This is a genomic window from Roseburia sp. 499, from assembly GCF_001940225.2.
Classification (GTDB): Bacteria; Bacillota; Clostridia; order Lachnospirales; family Lachnospiraceae; genus Petralouisia.
This window is the reverse complement of sequence record NZ_CP135164.1, coordinates 505,104-521,163: the sequence shown is the minus strand read 5'-3', so window position 1 is coordinate 521,163 and position 16,060 is coordinate 505,104. Positions and strand designations below refer to the sequence as shown.

Here is a 16,060-nt window from a genome sequence, read left to right as displayed (position 1 = left end):
TTCAAAATATCTATCGCTATTTTAACACAAAAGTTTTATAATGGGGATAAAAAAGAAGGAATTAGAGCAAGCTTAATTCATAAGAACAGTAAACAAATTTTTCATAGAAAACAGCGAATCTTTCCCTAACATTTCTTCCATGGTGTTTAGATTCAAATCAGAATGCTCCAATTCCCTGGAGTAACGATAACTAAGCTCCACAATTTCGGAAAACTCCAGCTGTTTTCCTTTTTTTATCCAGACCGCCATCATCCATTCTCGAAGAAACAGCGTACTTATTACTGCCATTTTCATCTTGGTATAGGCATTTTCATCATATACCGCTCCGCAAAAATAGGTAAATACAAAGTACACCATTAATTGTTCTAAAATGATTCGATACTCTGGTACTTTTTCTCGAAAAAATTGCATTTGAGACTGATACCAGATATTTCCCCGCTCATACAAAATTCGTCTGGACTCTTGTACCCACGCGGGGAATTGCTGATTTAACACTTCCAGTCGGTTCAATGCTTCCATCATCTCATCCATTAGAAGAATCTTTTCTCTGGTACTTTCCCGATAACTTTCTAATTCTCTTTGCATCCGCTCTAAAGCACCCTTAGTCTGATATTTCTCAATCAACTCATCTATTTGAAAAATTTCCTGATTACGAATTCTCCTTTGTAGGTCATGAGTAAAGCCAAGCACAATTCCTATTCTATGTTCTATCGAATAGTCACGATTCTGTAATACCTCCAAAATAAAACTTCTGGCATCCATTAACTTATCAAACAAGAAGAAGTCAAATTCTTCATACGTCTCCTCTGCGCCTTTCTTTTCCTTCGTCAGAAAACGTACCTTTTCCTGACAGCTTAGTATAATCTCAGCCACTTCCGGACAGGAAAGCGATAAGGAAATCTCTCGCAGATTCTCAAACTCTTCTATATGTCTTGGATAACGTCGACAGGTGTCACAAAATGCCTGTTCTCCTAATTCTGTATAAATATCACAAAGATTCTGATGGTTCAAAAAAGCGCATCTGCCTGCATTTTGACAGAAAGACTTTTCCCTCCAGTCAATTTCCTGCCGCAGACGCTTGCCAAATGCGCCTTTTACCCGACGATATTTCTTTAAGGTATTGTCATCTATTACAATCCCCCATCCCGCACAGCAAGTGTCTTTACACTTATCTGCCGTACAGGAAAATTTTTTATAATAATCCGGATATGTAATCTGCATACTACTCCACTTCAGCGGATATTTTCTGGATTAATGGTTCCGCCTGCTCCATCATATTAGTAATATCTTCATAAATGAATCCCTTCTGTGTCATAAGGCTCTTTAATCCATCGATATTTACCATAACCTGTCCATACTGATTTTCATAAGACTCCATATCGCGCTGGATATCTGTCACCTGACCGGAACAACGCTCTACCACTTCGTTAATTCCTTGCTGAACATCTTCCACACCGGAAACAGATTCATTAATCTCGTTAAATATATTCTCTGTATTGTTCATCTGCTCTTTTGACATATTTAAAGCTTCTTTGGCATCCTCTAAGGATTTGGTAAGCTTCTCGGAACTTACCTGAAGTCCTTCCATACTTTTATTTACATCACCGACCAGTTCTTTGATTCCAATGGAAAGACTAGTGACCTCATCTGCAACTACCGCAAATCCCTTTCCATGCTCCCCTGCTCGCGCCGCTTCAATAGATGCATTCAATGCCAGAAGATTCGTCTGATTTGCAACCCCTACAATATTCATCATAGTTGCCTTGATTTCATCAAATCTCTGCTGAAATTCATCATATATTTTTGCAATTTCTTCAAACTGTCCTTCCACCTTGGTAGAGCTATCCTTTAAATCTTGAATATCCTGTAATGCCCCACGAGATACCTCTGTAACATTCTGAATCACACCTTTAAACTCTCCGGACATTTCTCCAATTCTTGCAAACTCTGTTTCAAACGCATCAATAGATTCACTGACCTTTGCATTATTCTCAATTACTTCATTATAGGAATCTTTCACCTTGTCAATCTCACTTACTGCCTTAGCCTCTTCCTCTACCAAAGCTTCTTTTTTCTCTATTACAAATTTACTCAGATATGACATGGAGTCTAAATATTCCCGTATCTTTCCTCTTTTTCTCGCCTGGAATTCACTTCTTACTTCCTGTCTTTCTTCTGTCTTTTTCTTTCCAAACATATTGTTCCTCCTATTCAAACACAGCACATACCATAGTCTGATTTACATGCTGGTTATTATACTGTTCTCCACCGCCAACAACTCCCATGTGATTTCCAAGAGATGCCATATCCTTTGCATAGGTAGTGAAATATCCTTCTCCATCATAAAGCAAATATCGGTAAATACAGTCAATAGACAATACCAGTGAAACTTGTCTCATATCCCCTTTAATCTGTTCTCTGGTCTCACGCTCTATCTCCTGATAATCCCCCAACGCCAGAAAATAAATACAGTCATTCTTGTTAATACGCTTATAGTTCACTAATGCTCCATTTGGCTCCATGCTCATCATAGAAGAAATAAATACTTCTTCCCCTACCGCACGTCCCATTGGATTCTTCAGTACGTTATCTACAATTTTTTCCTTTGGTATTTCAAGTTCTCTGCTATAAACCTCTGCTGCTGGTTTTCCATCCAGTTCTATCAATGCCTTTCTTGAAGTATCAACCTTGGTTGCAAAATGATGAATATTGGACGGCTGTTTCTTATAGATATTTTCTTTATAAACCTTTACTCTTCCGGTTGTATTCTTAATAATTGCATATACACAGGCATTCTTATAAAGCTTTCCGTTATATGCTACTACAGGCTCCTCTCCTTCCGGTACTCCGAAAACAGTTCCTCCTGCCAACTGAATACCCTTTTTTTCCAAACAGGATGTAAAAGTAGTTACCAGTTTTTCCTCTTCTCCGGTACAGTATTCAATACATACCGTATCTTCTCTTCCCGCCGATACCTCTGCAATCTTTTTCTCAACTTCCCTTATAGATGTAACCGGACACTCACTGATATGTTCGATTACTCCACATCTTATTTTCGCATCGGAAAATAAACCTAAAACCGACACATTCTTATCACTTACCTGTCCATTCACAAGTTTTGTTCCTATTGTTCCTATCGATGGCGTCTGCGGATACTGCTCTTTCAACAACGCAGCAACCTCTCCCATTATATCAAAAGGTGCAATAAAAATAATTGCCTCCGGTGAATCTAATCCTCGAGTTGCTTCCTGCACAGCATTTTTTGCATTTCCTGTCCCCACTCCAATAAATGACTTCATATTGCTTCCTCCTATGCATGATAATTCAAATATACTTCTGTCTACTATATAGTTTTATTATAAAAATATTGAAGATAAATTTCAATATTTTTTCCGCTTTTTTGTTGCTATTTCGCCTTTTTCAGGGAACATGGACATTCCAAACGGAATACCTTAAAGAAACAATATATTCGGTGACATATGATGTTAGAATTTATTTTAGAAATTTTCCTGCTGGTAACAGCTTTATCTATAGATGCTTTTGCCGCCGGTTTCGCCTATGGCGTCAGCCGTACCCGAATTCCGTTTTCCTCCCTTAGTATTCTCGCTTCTATCTCCAGCCTTATCCTTGCCTTTTCCTTGTTAACAGGAAATCTCTTAACCGGACTTCTTACGCCAAGTCAAACCTGCCATATCAGTTTTCTTGTGCTACTCCTACTGGGAATAGCAAAACTTTTTGACCGTTCCTGTTGCGACCAGGCGGACAAAGCAGACAAAGACCGAGATAAACTGCTCTCCCCGGTAGAGGCTGTTTCTCTCGGTTTCGCCCTTTCTATCGACAGTGCAGCTGCCGGAATTGGTGCTGCCTTACCCCCTTCCTGCATTCCAGCCGCCATTGCCGCTTCTTTTTTTATGGGAATTCTTGCCATTCTTTGTGGTAGTTTTCTTGGTAAAAAGCTCTCCTGCCATGTGCAGAAAAATCTCTGCTGGGTCAGTGGTGCACTTTTAATATTCCTGGCTTTCTTGAAGCTTTTTTGAGCCATTCCCTGAAAAAACAATCAGCAACTCATGGGCCAAAAGCGGCATTGCTGCTAATACAAGAAGCTTTATCCATTCATTTCCTGATAGAGCACAGGTACCAAAAGCCGTTACAAAATAAGGAATTTCTGTTACCAGCAGTTGCAATCCGATTCCAATAGCAAAAGCTGCTATCATCAGCTTGTTTTTCAAGTGATTAATCGTAAACAGGGAACGCTCCACATCCCGCATTCCAATGGCATGAAACAACTGTGACATTCCAAGTACCGTAAAGGCATAAGTCTGGCATCTGCTTAACATTTCCTGATTCAAAAACAAAAGTCTTAAATTTGCCAGACTAAACTCCATATTCTGCGAAAGCATAATTTGTATTGGCAAGTGTAGAAATGCTACCGTACTGATCATCGCAATCAATGCCCCATAGAAAACAGTACAACTTAATCCCCCACCTGCAAACAGGCTTTCCGATTTTCCACGAGGTGGTCGATTCATATAATTTCTACTATCCTCTTCATCTACCCCTAATGCCAATGCAGGAAGAGAATCTGTAATCAGATTAATCCACAGAATATGGCTTGGTTTTAGAGGGGCCGCCAATCCCATTGCTACTGCCGCAAGCATGGTTATGATTTCTCCAAAATTAGAAGACAACAAAAACAATACAGACTTTTTAATGTTTTCATAGATACTTCTTCCCTGGGCAATGGCTTTGGTAATGGTAGCAAAATTGTCATCCGTCAGCACAATATCTGCTGCATTTTTTGCTACATCCGTTCCAGCCATTCCCATGGCTATTCCCACATCTGCCGCCTTAAGGGATGGGGCATCATTAACCCCATCTCCTGTCATGGCAACAATTTCCCCCTGTTCTTTCAAGGCAGAAACAATTCGTACTTTATGCTCTGGTGACACATGAGCAAAAACCCGCACATTGGGCAGCCTTTTTTGCAATGTAGACTTACCCAATTTCTGAAGTTCCTCTCCGGTCATGCATTGCTCCGGTTTTTCTGCAATGCCAAGCTCTTTTGCGATGGCAAAGGCAGTATCACTACGGTCTCCCGTAATCATAATTGTTCTGACCCCTGCATGGCGAAATTCTTCTACTGCCTTTCCTGCTTCCGGGCGAACCGGATCTGCCATACCTGCCATGCCAATAAAAATCAGTTCTTCTTCCTTTAATCCGCTTACTCCGGTACGCATACCTAATGCCAGCACACGCAAAGCATCCCCTGTAAATTCTTTTAAAGTCTTTTGTATTTTTTCCCGATGCACTCGGCTCATAGGCAGGTCTTTTCCATTGATTCGAATGTAACTGCACCGCTCTAAAACTTCATCTGGGGACCCTTTCGTATAAGAAAGGTACTTTCCACCCTCTTGATGAAGGGTCGACATCATTTTTCGTGCAGAATCAAAGGATATTTCATTTTTTCTTGGCATCCGCTGTTCCAGTTCTTCACGCACAATCCCAAAGGCGGCTCCCATATCCAGCAATGCCAGTTCTGTCGGGTCTCCAATACGACTTCCTTCCAACAAAGAGGCATCATTACACAAAGTAAATCCATACAAAAAATCCTTATCCTGCGCACTATGTAATGCATTAGTCTCACAGACTCTTCCATCGGTATAACACCGTGTTACCGTCATACGGTTCTGGGTTAGCGTTCCGGTCTTATCGGAACACACAACACTGACGCAACCAAGTGTCTCTACGCTTGGCAAACGTTTTACAATGGTATTTACCCTTACCATTCTTGATACACTTAACGCCAATACCATGGTGACAATCGCCGGAAGCCCCTCCGGTACTGCTGCCACTGCAAGAGAAATAGCCGTAATCAGCATTTCCATAATGTCACGTTTCTGTAATACCGCAATCAAAAATAGTAAAACACATAGGAATACAGAAACACCACTTAATACTTTTCCAAGGTCTGCCAGACGTTTCTGCAAAGGTGTGGTTTCCACAGGCGCATTCTGAATCATTCGTGCAATCTTTCCTATCTCCGTATCCATACCGATTGCCGTTACTACGCCCTCACCTCTGCCATATGTAACATTGGTGGACATATACGCCTTGTTATCTTTTTGAATATCCTTAAGCACCGGAAGAGATTCTCCGGTAAGTGCCGCTTCTTCGATTTTTAAGTTCACTGCTGAAGTCAACTGTAAATCCGCCGGTACTTGTCGCCCTGCTTCCAGACATACAATATCTCCCGGTATTAAATCTGCTGCTGCTATCTCTTGGATATGCCCCGCCCTTTTCACAACTGCTCTTGGACTGGTCATTTCTTTTAACGCTTCTAACGCCTTCTGGGCTTTTCCTTCCTGAATTACTCCGATGACAGCGTTTACCAGAATCACTGCTAAAATAATCATCATATCACTAAATTCTTTTAGCAGCATAGAAATGGCTGCTGCCACAAACAATATGAAAATAAGAGGATCATTCAGCTGTTCTAAAAAGCAGGTAACGATAGACTTATGCTGTTCATCCTCTAACACATTCCTTCCCCGTATATTTTCCTCGTTGTTTTTTCTTGGTTCTGTCATAGTTTCCTCCACTCCATCGTCTCTACAGTTGTCCTTGTTTTCTATGACAGAATATGAGGACAGGCAGAAAATTATGACTGAATGAAACGGATTTTACACACAGATATTTTTCTTTTTCATAAAATATAGAAACACTTTTAAAAGGTGGCTTCTTATGGTCATTTATACGGTTCGTCCCGGAGATACACTTGATAGCATTGCTGACCGTTATAACATTTCTGCAAATGATATCGCCTATGACAATCAGATTCCATATCCCTATGCCCTTGCAATCGGTGCTTCTTTGTTACTGGCGGATGCCTCTTATACACTGACTTCTGAGGATATTCTGGTATCAGACTCTGGTCGCTCTGCTTATTCCGGCGGATATGCCTATCCCTTTATCAGTCGTTGGGTATTGGAACAAACACTACCTTATCTAACGGACCTTTTTATTTTTTCTTATGGATTTACAACGGAAGGTGAGTTAATTCCTCCAACGCTAGATGACACCTTTATGATTACTCTTGCAAAAAACTACGGTGTAGCGCCTATTCTGACACTAACACCATTAGGTCCGGATGGCATGTTCAGCAACGCTCTCATTACACAGGTAATCAATAATGAAACCGCAAAGGCAAGACTAATTGCTGAATTGGTAGACCAAGTAACAGAACGGGAATTTGAAGGCGTGGATGTTGACTTTGAATACATTCTTGCAGAAGACCGAATTCCCTTTGCAACCTTTGTATCCGAAGTACGAGCTGCCATCAATACACTGGGCTATCCTGTATCTGTAGCACTTGCTCCCAAAACTTCAGATACACAAGCCGGCGTACTCTACGAAGGAAAAGACTATGCACTATTAGGAGAAGCTGCGGACTATGTGCTACTCATGACTTATGAATGGGGATATACTTATGGACCGCCCATGGCTGTTGCCCCACTGAACAAGGTACGGGAGGTAGTGGAATACGCCTTAACAAAAATTCCTGCTGAAAAAATCAATCTGGGAATTCCAAACTACGGTTATGACTGGACACTTCCCTTTGTCCGTGGCACTTCCAAGGCTCAAAGCATCGGTAATATAGAAGCTGTACAGATTGCCATTGCACAAGGTGTGGAAATTCAATTTGACACGGTTGCCCAATCCCCCTTTTTTACCTATATTCAAGACGGGCTAACTCACGAAGTATGGTTTGAAGATGTGCGCAGTATTCATGGCAAATTTGGATTGGTACAGGAATATAAATTAAGAGGGATGAGTTATTGGCAAATTATGCGACTGTTTCGTGCAAACTGGCTATTGCAAGAAGGAGAATTTTCCGAATAATTTTATATATTTTTCACAATTTTAGTTACAAAAATCAATTTTTATGGTATATTATTAATACAAGACAAAATTAGGAGGCGTTTTTATGGTAGAAAAGACATTAGCACTGGTAAAACCAGACGGGGTAGAAGCAAATCATGTAGGAGAAATCCTTGATATGTATGAAAAGGCTGGACTTAAAATTGTTGCACTTAAAATGATTAAGGTGAATAAAGAATTCGCACGTCAGCACTATATCGATTTAAAAGACAAGCCTTTTTATCAGGAATTGGTTGACTTTATTTCCAGAAGTCCTCTGGTTGCCATGATTTTAGAGGGAGAAGATGCCGTAAATACCGTCAGAGGGGTAAATGGTGCCACAGATCCTTCCGAAGCAGCTGAAGGAACCGTCCGTTATAAATACGGACATGGAAAAACCGACAACACGGTACATGGCTCTGACTCTGTAGAGCATGCAAAACGTGAAATCTCTATGTGGTTTCCTGAATTCTTGGATTCTTATTTGGATGATTAATCGTATCCTTAACAGGACGCAATTTCCTATAAAGAAGCACAGAAGATCGTTATCAATCTTCTGTGCTTTTTACTATCTTAACTACTTTATTTTTCTTAACACCATAACCTTTGTATAATCACACATAATCATATGTTCCATTTCCAGACCGTATTTTCTAAAATATGCTTTCATATCTTTCTTTATAAAGCTTCGATATGGTTTCGGTTCTACAATGGAAATCGGAAAAAATAATAGTCTCTGGATGAGTTTTTCAGGTTTGTTCCATTCTGTCACTATCAGCCTTCCGTTATCCTTCAAAACCCTTCTTACCTCTAGTATGATATTCTCTGCAAGTTTTTCTTCTACCTCATGCAACACCAGTGAAATCAGAACTTTGTCAAAGCTTTTGTCCGGGATTTTCAACTTGGTGGCATCCATTTGATACAATTTTATATTTTTTATCTGCTCTGACTCTATTTTTTTCCTGGCAATTTGAAGCATTTCTTTGGAACGGTCTATGCCGGCTATAGCCGCCTTTTTTCTCTCCTTTGCAACCTTAATGGCTGTTGTAGCTGTTCCGGTACAGATATCAAGAACTCGGTCCCCATCCTCTATCTGACGTGATACAGCAATTCTTGGACTACTTTCCTCTTTACGAAAATAGGTCATATCTAAAAGGTCATATACTTTTGCAATTCGTGCATATAATGCATTTCCAGTCATTTTCCATGCCCCCTTCTATATCCAGATAAAATATCTTCCGACTTGTTTCCTGTACTCTTCATACCCTGTTCCAAACGCTTCAACCAAAAACTTCTCTTCCTCTAAAATTTGCAGGTGCATCATCACAATTCCCACTATACTTACCACAAGTAATATAATATTGAAAAATGAGATGCCTATTCCAATATATATCAAGTCAAACCCTAGAAATACCGGATTTCTGCTTATGCGATAGATTCCGCGGGTAACAAGGCTGGTACTATCCTTTTCGGGAATTCCTGCACGCCAACTATCCTGCATAGTCAGCATAGCAGTGATAAATGTCACGGTTCCCAGTGCTGCTATTCCAAGCCCCGTCAGTCGAAGTGCTGTTGATGTACTATCTCCTGTATTAATTATTACGCTTGCCAGTTCTACAATTACAGTAAGAACAGAAACAACCTGTAACGTTTTTTCTATCATCACCGTTCTCTTTGCTTTTTTTCCTACTCCAAGTTGGCGGGTCTGAATCCCCTTTTTCCGCTGTCCTATCATTTTAATAAAATATGCGGCATAATAAATTGCTAATAGAATAAGTCCTGCGATTTGATATTTATTCATAATCTCGTTTCTCCTTTGTTTTTATTTGAATGTATGTTCATTTGTTCATTTATATGTCATTACTATAAATCAATATTCAATTTTTGTCAAGAAAAAAAGAGCAAAATATGTATTTCTACATACCGCTCTTTCGTTTTATTTCTTATCCTAATAACATTTAGGAATTTTCTATCTATGGCTCAACATCATCATTCTCTTCCATTACTTTCTCAGTTCACGCACTACCTCAATATCCAGCCCAACCTTTTCTGCGATTACCTCATCTGAAAGAATATCAAGCAGATTTTTTGCAACATTTATTTTATCTTGTGCTATTCCCTCTGCTATTCCTTCTGCTCTTCCATCCTCAATCATTTCTTTAATTGCCTGACACATATCCTTTCCCTCCTCGTTTTCATGCTCTTCACTATATTCTAAAAGTTCCTTTGAATTTGTCAGCATTGCTATCATCTGATATGTCTCGTTGTCTACATTATAATAATCTTTTTTCCGGTCTGCAAGCAATTTCTTCAAGGCATCTTTGTCTGACGCATACCTCAGAAATTCAAATAATAGTTGGAGTTCTGTGTGAAATTCCCCAAAATTTTTCTGATTGTGATAATCAAATACATTAATCTGATAATCCGGTATATATTTTGCAAGCTCATTTGTTTCTTCTGTCCACTCTAGCATTTCGCGTAAATTGGTAGCCCCGTCATAAGGCTCTTTTCCATAATAAACTACTAGCGAAAGCACAGGACAAAACTTTTCTTCTTTCTTCATCCCTGATAGCAACTCAGATCCTGTCTTTAAATCTCCTTGTTTACGATGTTCTTTTTTCTTTTTGTTCCATTGACGCTGATATGCCAAACTTTCCCCCAACATAATCCGAAACACCATATGGTAATCTACCTTACTCTGATGCTCCGTTACAAATATGGCAAGTAAAGTGTTTCCCATCCATTTCATTACATTATCACGCAAGACCTTTTCCCCGTTCTGTGTCCATGGATAAATCAGTTCCTTGTCTGCATCCTGCAGATTTTCCGGCTTTACTACCTCTTTTCCTTTGAAAAATCTGGCATTAATTAAATCCGCAAAACGTCGGCTGTCCTTAAAATATTCCAACGTCTTATTATCTTTTTCTCCCATTCATTTCCTCCCTTGTTTTTCTGTTATTGCCTTTGATTAAAATATATTGGATTTTGTTCCTGAAATGGAACGATAGGAACTCTCACTGATATGCTACTCTGATAAAGAGTATTGGGAATTCCTGATATGCTTTTCATTTGTGAATTTTGGTATATTCTTATCATACACATTTTTCAGGAAATAGCAAGAAAAAGTTTACTATCTCCTGAAAACATTCTATTGCATATATAAGCTTTGCTATTTTATCGGATGACGGACTACTGTCTTTAACTTTTCTTCTGCTGCCCTTCTTGGGTCGCTTAAATAGATTTCATGGTGAAAACGTTCTTTCGAGATATCTATTTCATAACCATTTTCCTTTGCCATCTGTTCCATTGCCTCTATGGTTGCCGGCTCGTTATCATAAGAACCGATATGCATACATTGTACACACAAACCTTCCTCATATGTAAAAAATTCTACTTTTGAATAATCCATTTTTTTCTTTTTTGTAGCTTCTGCAACTGCCCATTCAAAGTCTTCTTTTTTTACAAAGTCCGGAAGTCTTATCATGGAAATCCATTGAAAATTTTCCTTGTGGGTATAGTCAATTCCGGCTACACCCTCTTGCCACCAGAGTCCTTCTAATGGCGGTACCACATAGGAAAAATAACCATCAATCTTATGACTTCCCTTATAGCTCATCTTAATGGTAAAGGCTATTCCATACAAAAGACCGATTGCCTGCTTGTATTCTCCATCCTCCTCGTTCGGATTCCCCTGCCCCCGAACTGCGATATAGTTCATTTTAGGTACGGTTACGATGGTTGGTTTTTTCGGTGGCATATAGTATTCTTTATATTCCTTTTTGTAATCAAATGACATATTATGATTCCCCCAATATCTGTAATTGCTTCTTTTTGCTAAATCCCTTTAAAACTAATTGATAAGACTTATCCAGCATATCCTTTAGTAACTCATCCGGCACATTTCCGTCGGCTTTGACAGAATTCCAATGGACTTTATTCATATAATATCCCGGTATAATATCTTCGTATTGCTGACGAAGGAAATCTCCCTCTGACGGTTCTAATTTTAATGTGATATAATAAGGCTTATCTTGGTCATCCAAACAAATCGCCGCAAACATCTTGTCTTCTATCTGATAACGTATCCAGTTCCATTCTTTTTTCAAATCCTTCGAGACTCCTTTTTTGGCTAAAAGAAACTCATCAATCCATTCATATTTCATACTTTACAAACCTCCTATATGTGAAAACTCTCTAAATAAACCTACTTCGCCTATTCTCATTCTGTTTCTTCTTTTTCACTCAATTTGCAAATGAACCAATCTCTACCAAATTTCCTTCCGGGTCAGCTACATAACAGGTACGCTGTCCCCATGGCTCAGTTTCCGGTGGTAGAATCGGCTTGGCCCCCTTTGCTACCACTTCCTCATATGTTTTATCTACTGCATCATAGTTTTCTACACCTAGCGCAATTTCAAAATGACCATTGATTCCCTCCACATATTGATATTTTCTACTTGTCATTTTTTCAAAATCATTTCTTCCGAAAAAAAGAAACAATGTCCCATCCTTTTCCAAATAAACATTATCGGCATCTTCGCTTTCCTTTATCTCGAATCCCAATACATCACGGTAAAACCGTATCATATTCTGCATATCCTTTACAAAAATTCCAAATCCATCTAATCGCATCTTTACTTCCTCCGTTTTCTTTATTCTAACACAGATATCCTAACACCAAAATCACGACAACTATATGTCATGTTTTTTCTTATTTATATTTTTTCTGAATTGCCTCTCCAATTCGCAAAAGTTCTTCCCTTACTTCAACCGGCTCCAATAATTCCGCTTTATCACCAAAGGTAAGCATCCAGCTAAGCAAATTTTCGCGGTCCGTAAATCCAACGGTAAACAACAAATTTCCATCCGGCTGCTCTGTAAAGCTGCCACTTCCAAATTCCTCTATCAACCGCCACTTGCATTCCGGTGCAAATATAGCCTTGACCTGCAATTTATGCGGAAAAACCTTTTCTGCTGACAAATCCGGCATGGGAACTTTTCGTTTCTCAAATGTTTTCCCACTATAGTGCAAATGGGTGATTCGATTCAGTTTAAACAAACGAAAGTCGCATCGTTTTCTACACCATCCCCAGACATACCAGCTTGACCACTGAAACACCAGATGATACGGCTCTATCTCTCTTTCACTCTCTTCCTTAGGTGAAAAATAGGTAAATGAAAGTAACTCCTGACGCTCTATTGCTCCATGAATTATTTCAATTTTGGGGGCCAATGACTCTTTATTCCAAGAGGCCAAGTCTATCAAAATATGTTGATCTCCCGGTATCACATTAGACGCACCAACAGATAATTTTTCCATAAGCTGACCATAACGATTTGTTCCGCTTACACTATCCAAGCTACGCAATCCCGCAAAAATTGCCTGCAGGTCTGTGGACGTCAAAAGGGTACGGTCAATTTTATATCCTTCCATAATGGAGATACCACCATTTACGCCCTGCTGGGTCACTACCGGAATACCGGCTTTGCACAAATCTTCGATATCTCTGTTAATCGTACGTCTGGATACTTCAAAACGCTCTGCTAAATATGGTGCTGTTACTTGTTTCTGCTGCAACAAGATGGATAAAATTCCAATTAGGCGATCAATTTTCATAGGCACTCCTACCTGCTATTCAGAAAATAATTTTTCTACCAACGCTTCAAACTTCTTTACGGATAAATTCTCATGGGTTACAAATTTTCCGTCATAAAAAAGAGCATATGTGGTAAATGGAACCGGAACACTCTGTGCTTCACTGCAACTTTCTATCTTAATACTCGTAAACGGTAGATTTTTTTCCTCTGCACATTGTTCAATCATTGGCACATATTTTGCAGTAAAAGGACATTGATTGGTATAGTAAAGTACAAAACCCTTTTGACTGACTTGTGCCTTTTTTGCTGTATCTTTCATCCGTGGCACCGGTGCATTCTCCTCAAATGGCAGATACATTAGTTCAAAATACGGTTCTGCCTTATCCGCCATTTGAAATCCTTTATGTAAAAGGAATTTTTTATCGGATAGATAGGACCGTTTCTTGTCGGAAGATAAGATTACAAGCCCGCTCTTTCCTTTCTGCTTGCTATCCTGAATACAGGCTTCCAACAGTTCATTAGAAATTCCCTGTCCCTTAAATTGTCCGGCAATCCAGAGACAGTCTATGTACATATAATTAGGTGCTTCGATTGGTGCCCATGCATATTCTGCCGGCAGATATTCAATAAAGCATTTGCCACGCACATTTGCTTTTAGAAATACTAGCCCTTCCTGCATACGCTCAGAAAGCCATGCTTTCTTTGAGGATACTTGACAATCTTTGTTGTTAGAAATAGCACAACAGATATGCTCTTTTTCAAGATTTTCCGGGGTAAGTTTTATAAATTCCATATATTCTCTCCTATTGTTTTTATTATATCATAACTCAAAAAACACGACAAATGTATGTCATGTTTGATATTTTTGCAAAACAAATTTCACTATGCTAGAATACTGCTATATTAACGAATCACACAGGAGGCTATTTAAGAAATGAAACTACGCCAAAACTATACCTGCCCTTTAGAATTAGTCCATGATATCATAAGGGGAAAATGGAAAACCATCATTATTTTTCAACTCAGAAACGGAGCATGCTCTTTCTCTGACCTCCATCACACGATCAACGGAATCAGTGAAAAAATGTTATTGGAACAGTTGAATGAACTAAAACAATTCGGAATGGCTGATAAGAATTCTTATGACGGTTTTCCCCTAAAGGTCGAATATTTCCTCACTGCACGGGGTGAAAAAATGTTATCTGCCATCAAAATCATGCAGGAAATAGGCGTGGAATATATGGTAGAACACGGAATGACTGATATCCTAGATAAAAAAGGAATTTGTTATGAACCGCTCCTATACACAAAAAAGTAAGTAATTTACATCCCATTTCTTTTCTTGTATCATTTTTTCAGAACCTATCGTCACAGATTACAGAAAGGACTGAAAAAATGAAAAAAGCATTATTAATTATTGATGTTCAAAATGATTATTTTCCAAATGGGAAATGCGAACTCTACCAACCGGAACCGGCATTAGAAAACATAGAAGCATTACTATCTTATTTTAGAAAAAACGACCTTCCTGTTTACTATGTTCAGCATATTGCAGATAAAACTGCTTCCTTCTTTGTTCCTGATACTGACGGTGTAAATATTCATAATTCTATTACGCCCCTCGCTTCTGAAAAGGTTATTATAAAACATTCTCCAAATAGCTTTTTCGAGACATCTTTACAGGCAGAATTGGAAAAGGATTCTATCACAGAATTGGTGATATGTGGGATGATGACACATATGTGTATTGACACAACTGTCCGTGCTGCAAAAGAACTGGGCTATAATATTACACTTATTTCAGACGCCTGTGCAACCAAGGACTTAGAGCAAAACGGTGAAAAACTTTCCGCTAAAGTCGTTCAACATGTATATATGGCTTCTTTGCATCCAAGATTTGCAAATGTAATGACATGTGAAAATTTCTTATAATCTATACGAAGTCGGGGCAGGTATTACCTGCCCCGATGCTTCTCTTTCTTTTTTTGCTGTTTCAGTTCAAACTTCCGCAGTTTCTCCGCTTCCCGTTGTTCCCGGCTTACGGACCTGCGTTCCGTTTTCATCTGCTCCTGCTGTAATTTCAAAGCTTGCTGCGATTTTGTACCTATACCGTTTTCCTGCATTTGCTTGCGCACCTGTCGGTGTACTCTTTTCGGATTCCGCTTTGTTTCTTTTACCTCAGTTGCCACAGCCGGACTAAATCGTAACCGGTAGTAATTTTTTAAGATAAACTCAGCCACCTCATAGTCTTTGGGTTCTGCCCCAAAGGTAACCTTACATACGGATAAGCCTTCTTCCGTTATCCGTTCAAAAACGCCTATCCAAAATGGCTCCTGAAAAAATACTGTTAATGTTCCCGATTCTTTGTCCATGACAATCCCTCCTTAATTTCTGTTTGTATCATACACAAAGAATGGACGACCCAAGGAGGGAGGGCTACTGATATTCAAAACATTGAATACGTCCGGACTACCAACCGGAACTGTGTTTCTATCTTTGCTGATTCAATATTAGCTTTTTCTGTGATGGCTGTCAAGGTTACCAG

Annotated in this window: 18 protein-coding genes; 5 read left to right on the top strand and 13 right to left on the bottom strand. The window is 39.2% G+C overall.

Annotated elements, in window-relative coordinates; translation table 11 throughout:
- Nucleotides 1-72: 72 nt before the first annotated feature.
- Genes fliB through BIV20_RS02725 form a run of 3 tightly spaced genes read right to left on the bottom strand, consistent with a single transcriptional unit; the run spans nt 73 to nt 3,299 of the window.
- Entirely contained in the window at nt 73-1,221 is a 1,149-nt protein-coding gene (fliB, locus tag BIV20_RS02735) for a flagellin lysine-N-methylase (protein WP_075717832.1), read from the bottom strand.
- Between the two features lies 1 nt (nt 1,222).
- Nucleotides 1,223-2,197: a methyl-accepting chemotaxis protein gene (locus BIV20_RS02730; RefSeq protein ID WP_075717830.1), complete on the bottom strand. Its 975-nt coding sequence runs from the start codon at nt 2,195-2,197 to the stop codon at nt 1,223-1,225.
- Nucleotides 2,198-2,207: 10 nt separating this feature from the next.
- Nucleotides 2,208-3,299, bottom strand: coding sequence for an FIST signal transduction protein (locus tag BIV20_RS02725; protein ID WP_075717828.1), 1,092 nt, complete (start codon nt 3,297-3,299; stop codon nt 2,208-2,210).
- Nucleotides 3,300-3,482: 183 nt separating this feature from the next.
- Between BIV20_RS02725 and BIV20_RS02720 the strand changes: the two genes are divergently transcribed.
- Nucleotides 3,483-4,037, top strand: a complete 555-nt coding sequence (locus BIV20_RS02720) for a manganese efflux pump (RefSeq protein WP_158024896.1) — start codon at nt 3,483-3,485, stop codon at nt 4,035-4,037.
- On the opposite strand, the gene BIV20_RS02715 is transcribed toward BIV20_RS02720, so the two are convergent.
- Nucleotides 4,005-6,587, bottom strand: a complete 2,583-nt coding sequence (locus BIV20_RS02715) for a cation-translocating P-type ATPase (protein WP_075717826.1) — start codon at nt 6,585-6,587, stop codon at nt 4,005-4,007. The two genes, BIV20_RS02720 and BIV20_RS02715, sit on opposite strands and share 33 nt — an antisense overlap.
- Before the next feature lie 154 nt (nt 6,588-6,741).
- On the opposite strand from BIV20_RS02715, the gene BIV20_RS02710 reads away from it, so the two are divergent.
- Together BIV20_RS02710 and ndk are read left to right on the top strand one after the other, a co-directional pair.
- Nucleotides 6,742-7,899: a glycosyl hydrolase family 18 protein gene (locus BIV20_RS02710; protein WP_075717824.1), complete on the top strand. Its 1,158-nt coding sequence runs from the start codon at nt 6,742-6,744 to the stop codon at nt 7,897-7,899.
- Between the two features lie 85 nt (nt 7,900-7,984).
- Nucleotides 7,985-8,413, top strand: coding sequence for a nucleoside-diphosphate kinase (gene ndk / locus BIV20_RS02705; RefSeq protein ID WP_075717822.1), 429 nt, complete (start codon nt 7,985-7,987; stop codon nt 8,411-8,413).
- 81 nt (nt 8,414-8,494) lie between these two features.
- On the opposite strand, the gene BIV20_RS02700 is transcribed toward ndk, so the two are convergent.
- The 8 genes from BIV20_RS02700 to BIV20_RS02665 all read right to left on the bottom strand — a co-directional run bounded on the left by BIV20_RS02700 (nt 8,495) and on the right by BIV20_RS02665 (nt 14,308).
- Nucleotides 8,495-9,118 (bottom strand): class I SAM-dependent methyltransferase, encoded by a 624-nt coding sequence (locus tag BIV20_RS02700; protein WP_075717820.1) that lies wholly within the window; start codon nt 9,116-9,118, stop codon nt 8,495-8,497.
- A gap of 15 nt (nt 9,119-9,133) precedes the next feature.
- Complete coding sequence (locus BIV20_RS02695; RefSeq protein ID WP_075717818.1) at nt 9,134-9,718, bottom strand: methyltransferase family protein; 585 nt, start codon at nt 9,716-9,718, stop codon at nt 9,134-9,136.
- 201 nt (nt 9,719-9,919) lie between these two features.
- Complete coding sequence (locus BIV20_RS02690; RefSeq protein WP_075717816.1) at nt 9,920-10,849, bottom strand: Rpn family recombination-promoting nuclease/putative transposase; 930 nt, start codon at nt 10,847-10,849, stop codon at nt 9,920-9,922.
- A gap of 237 nt (nt 10,850-11,086) precedes the next feature.
- Nucleotides 11,087-11,713, bottom strand: coding sequence for a GyrI-like domain-containing protein (locus tag BIV20_RS02685; RefSeq protein ID WP_075717814.1), 627 nt, complete (start codon nt 11,711-11,713; stop codon nt 11,087-11,089).
- A 1-nt stretch (nt 11,714) separates the two neighbouring features.
- On the bottom strand, nt 11,715-12,080 hold the full coding sequence (locus BIV20_RS02680; RefSeq protein ID WP_075717812.1) for an MmcQ/YjbR family DNA-binding protein: 366 nt from the start codon (nt 12,078-12,080) through the stop codon (nt 11,715-11,717).
- A 79-nt stretch (nt 12,081-12,159) separates the two neighbouring features.
- Nucleotides 12,160-12,549 (bottom strand): VOC family protein, encoded by a 390-nt coding sequence (locus tag BIV20_RS02675; RefSeq protein ID WP_075717810.1) that lies wholly within the window; start codon nt 12,547-12,549, stop codon nt 12,160-12,162.
- Nucleotides 12,550-12,628: 79 nt separating this feature from the next.
- A complete protein-coding gene (locus BIV20_RS02670) occupies nt 12,629-13,534 on the bottom strand; it encodes a helix-turn-helix transcriptional regulator (RefSeq protein ID WP_075717808.1) in 906 nt (301 codons plus the stop codon).
- A gap of 15 nt (nt 13,535-13,549) precedes the next feature.
- Nucleotides 13,550-14,308 (bottom strand): N-acetyltransferase, encoded by a 759-nt coding sequence (locus BIV20_RS02665; RefSeq protein WP_075717806.1) that lies wholly within the window; start codon nt 14,306-14,308, stop codon nt 13,550-13,552.
- A 141-nt stretch (nt 14,309-14,449) separates the two neighbouring features.
- On the opposite strand from BIV20_RS02665, the gene BIV20_RS02660 reads away from it, so the two are divergent.
- Both BIV20_RS02660 and BIV20_RS02655 read left to right on the top strand, forming a co-directional pair.
- Complete coding sequence (locus tag BIV20_RS02660; protein ID WP_075717804.1) at nt 14,450-14,833, top strand: winged helix-turn-helix transcriptional regulator; 384 nt, start codon at nt 14,450-14,452, stop codon at nt 14,831-14,833.
- A gap of 77 nt (nt 14,834-14,910) precedes the next feature.
- Nucleotides 14,911-15,447, top strand: a complete 537-nt coding sequence (locus tag BIV20_RS02655; RefSeq protein ID WP_075717802.1) for a cysteine hydrolase family protein — start codon at nt 14,911-14,913, stop codon at nt 15,445-15,447.
- 23 nt (nt 15,448-15,470) lie between these two features.
- Here BIV20_RS02655 and BIV20_RS02650 read toward each other — a convergent pair whose 3' ends face one another.
- Entirely contained in the window at nt 15,471-15,887 is a 417-nt protein-coding gene (locus tag BIV20_RS02650) for a YjdF family protein (protein ID WP_075717800.1), read from the bottom strand.
- Nucleotides 15,888-16,060: the final 173 nt, after the last annotated feature.

Excerpts from the sequence above, each read along its gene's own strand:
- fliB (WP_075717832.1), bottom strand. The coding sequence starts at position 1,221 with ATGCAGATTACATATCCGGATTATTATAAAAAATTTTCCTGTACGGCA.
- BIV20_RS02730 (WP_075717830.1), bottom strand. The coding sequence starts at position 2,197 with ATGTTTGGAAAGAAAAAGACAGAAGAAAGACAGGAAGTAAGAAGTGAA.
- BIV20_RS02725 (WP_075717828.1), bottom strand. The coding sequence starts at position 3,299 with ATGAAGTCATTTATTGGAGTGGGGACAGGAAATGCAAAAAATGCTGTG.
- BIV20_RS02720 (WP_158024896.1), top strand. The coding sequence starts at position 3,483 with ATGTTAGAATTTATTTTAGAAATTTTCCTGCTGGTAACAGCTTTATCT.
- BIV20_RS02715 (WP_075717826.1), bottom strand. The coding sequence starts at position 6,587 with ATGACAGAACCAAGAAAAAACAACGAGGAAAATATACGGGGAAGGAAT.
- BIV20_RS02710 (WP_075717824.1), top strand. The coding sequence starts at position 6,742 with ATGGTCATTTATACGGTTCGTCCCGGAGATACACTTGATAGCATTGCT.
- ndk (WP_075717822.1), top strand. The coding sequence starts at position 7,985 with ATGGTAGAAAAGACATTAGCACTGGTAAAACCAGACGGGGTAGAAGCA.
- BIV20_RS02700 (WP_075717820.1), bottom strand. The coding sequence starts at position 9,118 with ATGACTGGAAATGCATTATATGCACGAATTGCAAAAGTATATGACCTT.
- BIV20_RS02695 (WP_075717818.1), bottom strand. The coding sequence starts at position 9,718 with ATGAATAAATATCAAATCGCAGGACTTATTCTATTAGCAATTTATTAT.
- BIV20_RS02690 (WP_075717816.1), bottom strand. The coding sequence starts at position 10,849 with ATGGGAGAAAAAGATAATAAGACGTTGGAATATTTTAAGGACAGCCGA.
- BIV20_RS02685 (WP_075717814.1), bottom strand. The coding sequence starts at position 11,713 with ATGTCATTTGATTACAAAAAGGAATATAAAGAATACTATATGCCACCG.
- BIV20_RS02680 (WP_075717812.1), bottom strand. The coding sequence starts at position 12,080 with ATGAAATATGAATGGATTGATGAGTTTCTTTTAGCCAAAAAAGGAGTC.
- BIV20_RS02675 (WP_075717810.1), bottom strand. The coding sequence starts at position 12,549 with ATGCGATTAGATGGATTTGGAATTTTTGTAAAGGATATGCAGAATATG.
- BIV20_RS02670 (WP_075717808.1), bottom strand. The coding sequence starts at position 13,534 with ATGAAAATTGATCGCCTAATTGGAATTTTATCCATCTTGTTGCAGCAG.
- BIV20_RS02665 (WP_075717806.1), bottom strand. The coding sequence starts at position 14,308 with ATGGAATTTATAAAACTTACCCCGGAAAATCTTGAAAAAGAGCATATC.
- BIV20_RS02660 (WP_075717804.1), top strand. The coding sequence starts at position 14,450 with ATGAAACTACGCCAAAACTATACCTGCCCTTTAGAATTAGTCCATGAT.
- BIV20_RS02655 (WP_075717802.1), top strand. The coding sequence starts at position 14,911 with ATGAAAAAAGCATTATTAATTATTGATGTTCAAAATGATTATTTTCCA.
- BIV20_RS02650 (WP_075717800.1), bottom strand. The coding sequence starts at position 15,887 with ATGGACAAAGAATCGGGAACATTAACAGTATTTTTTCAGGAGCCATTT.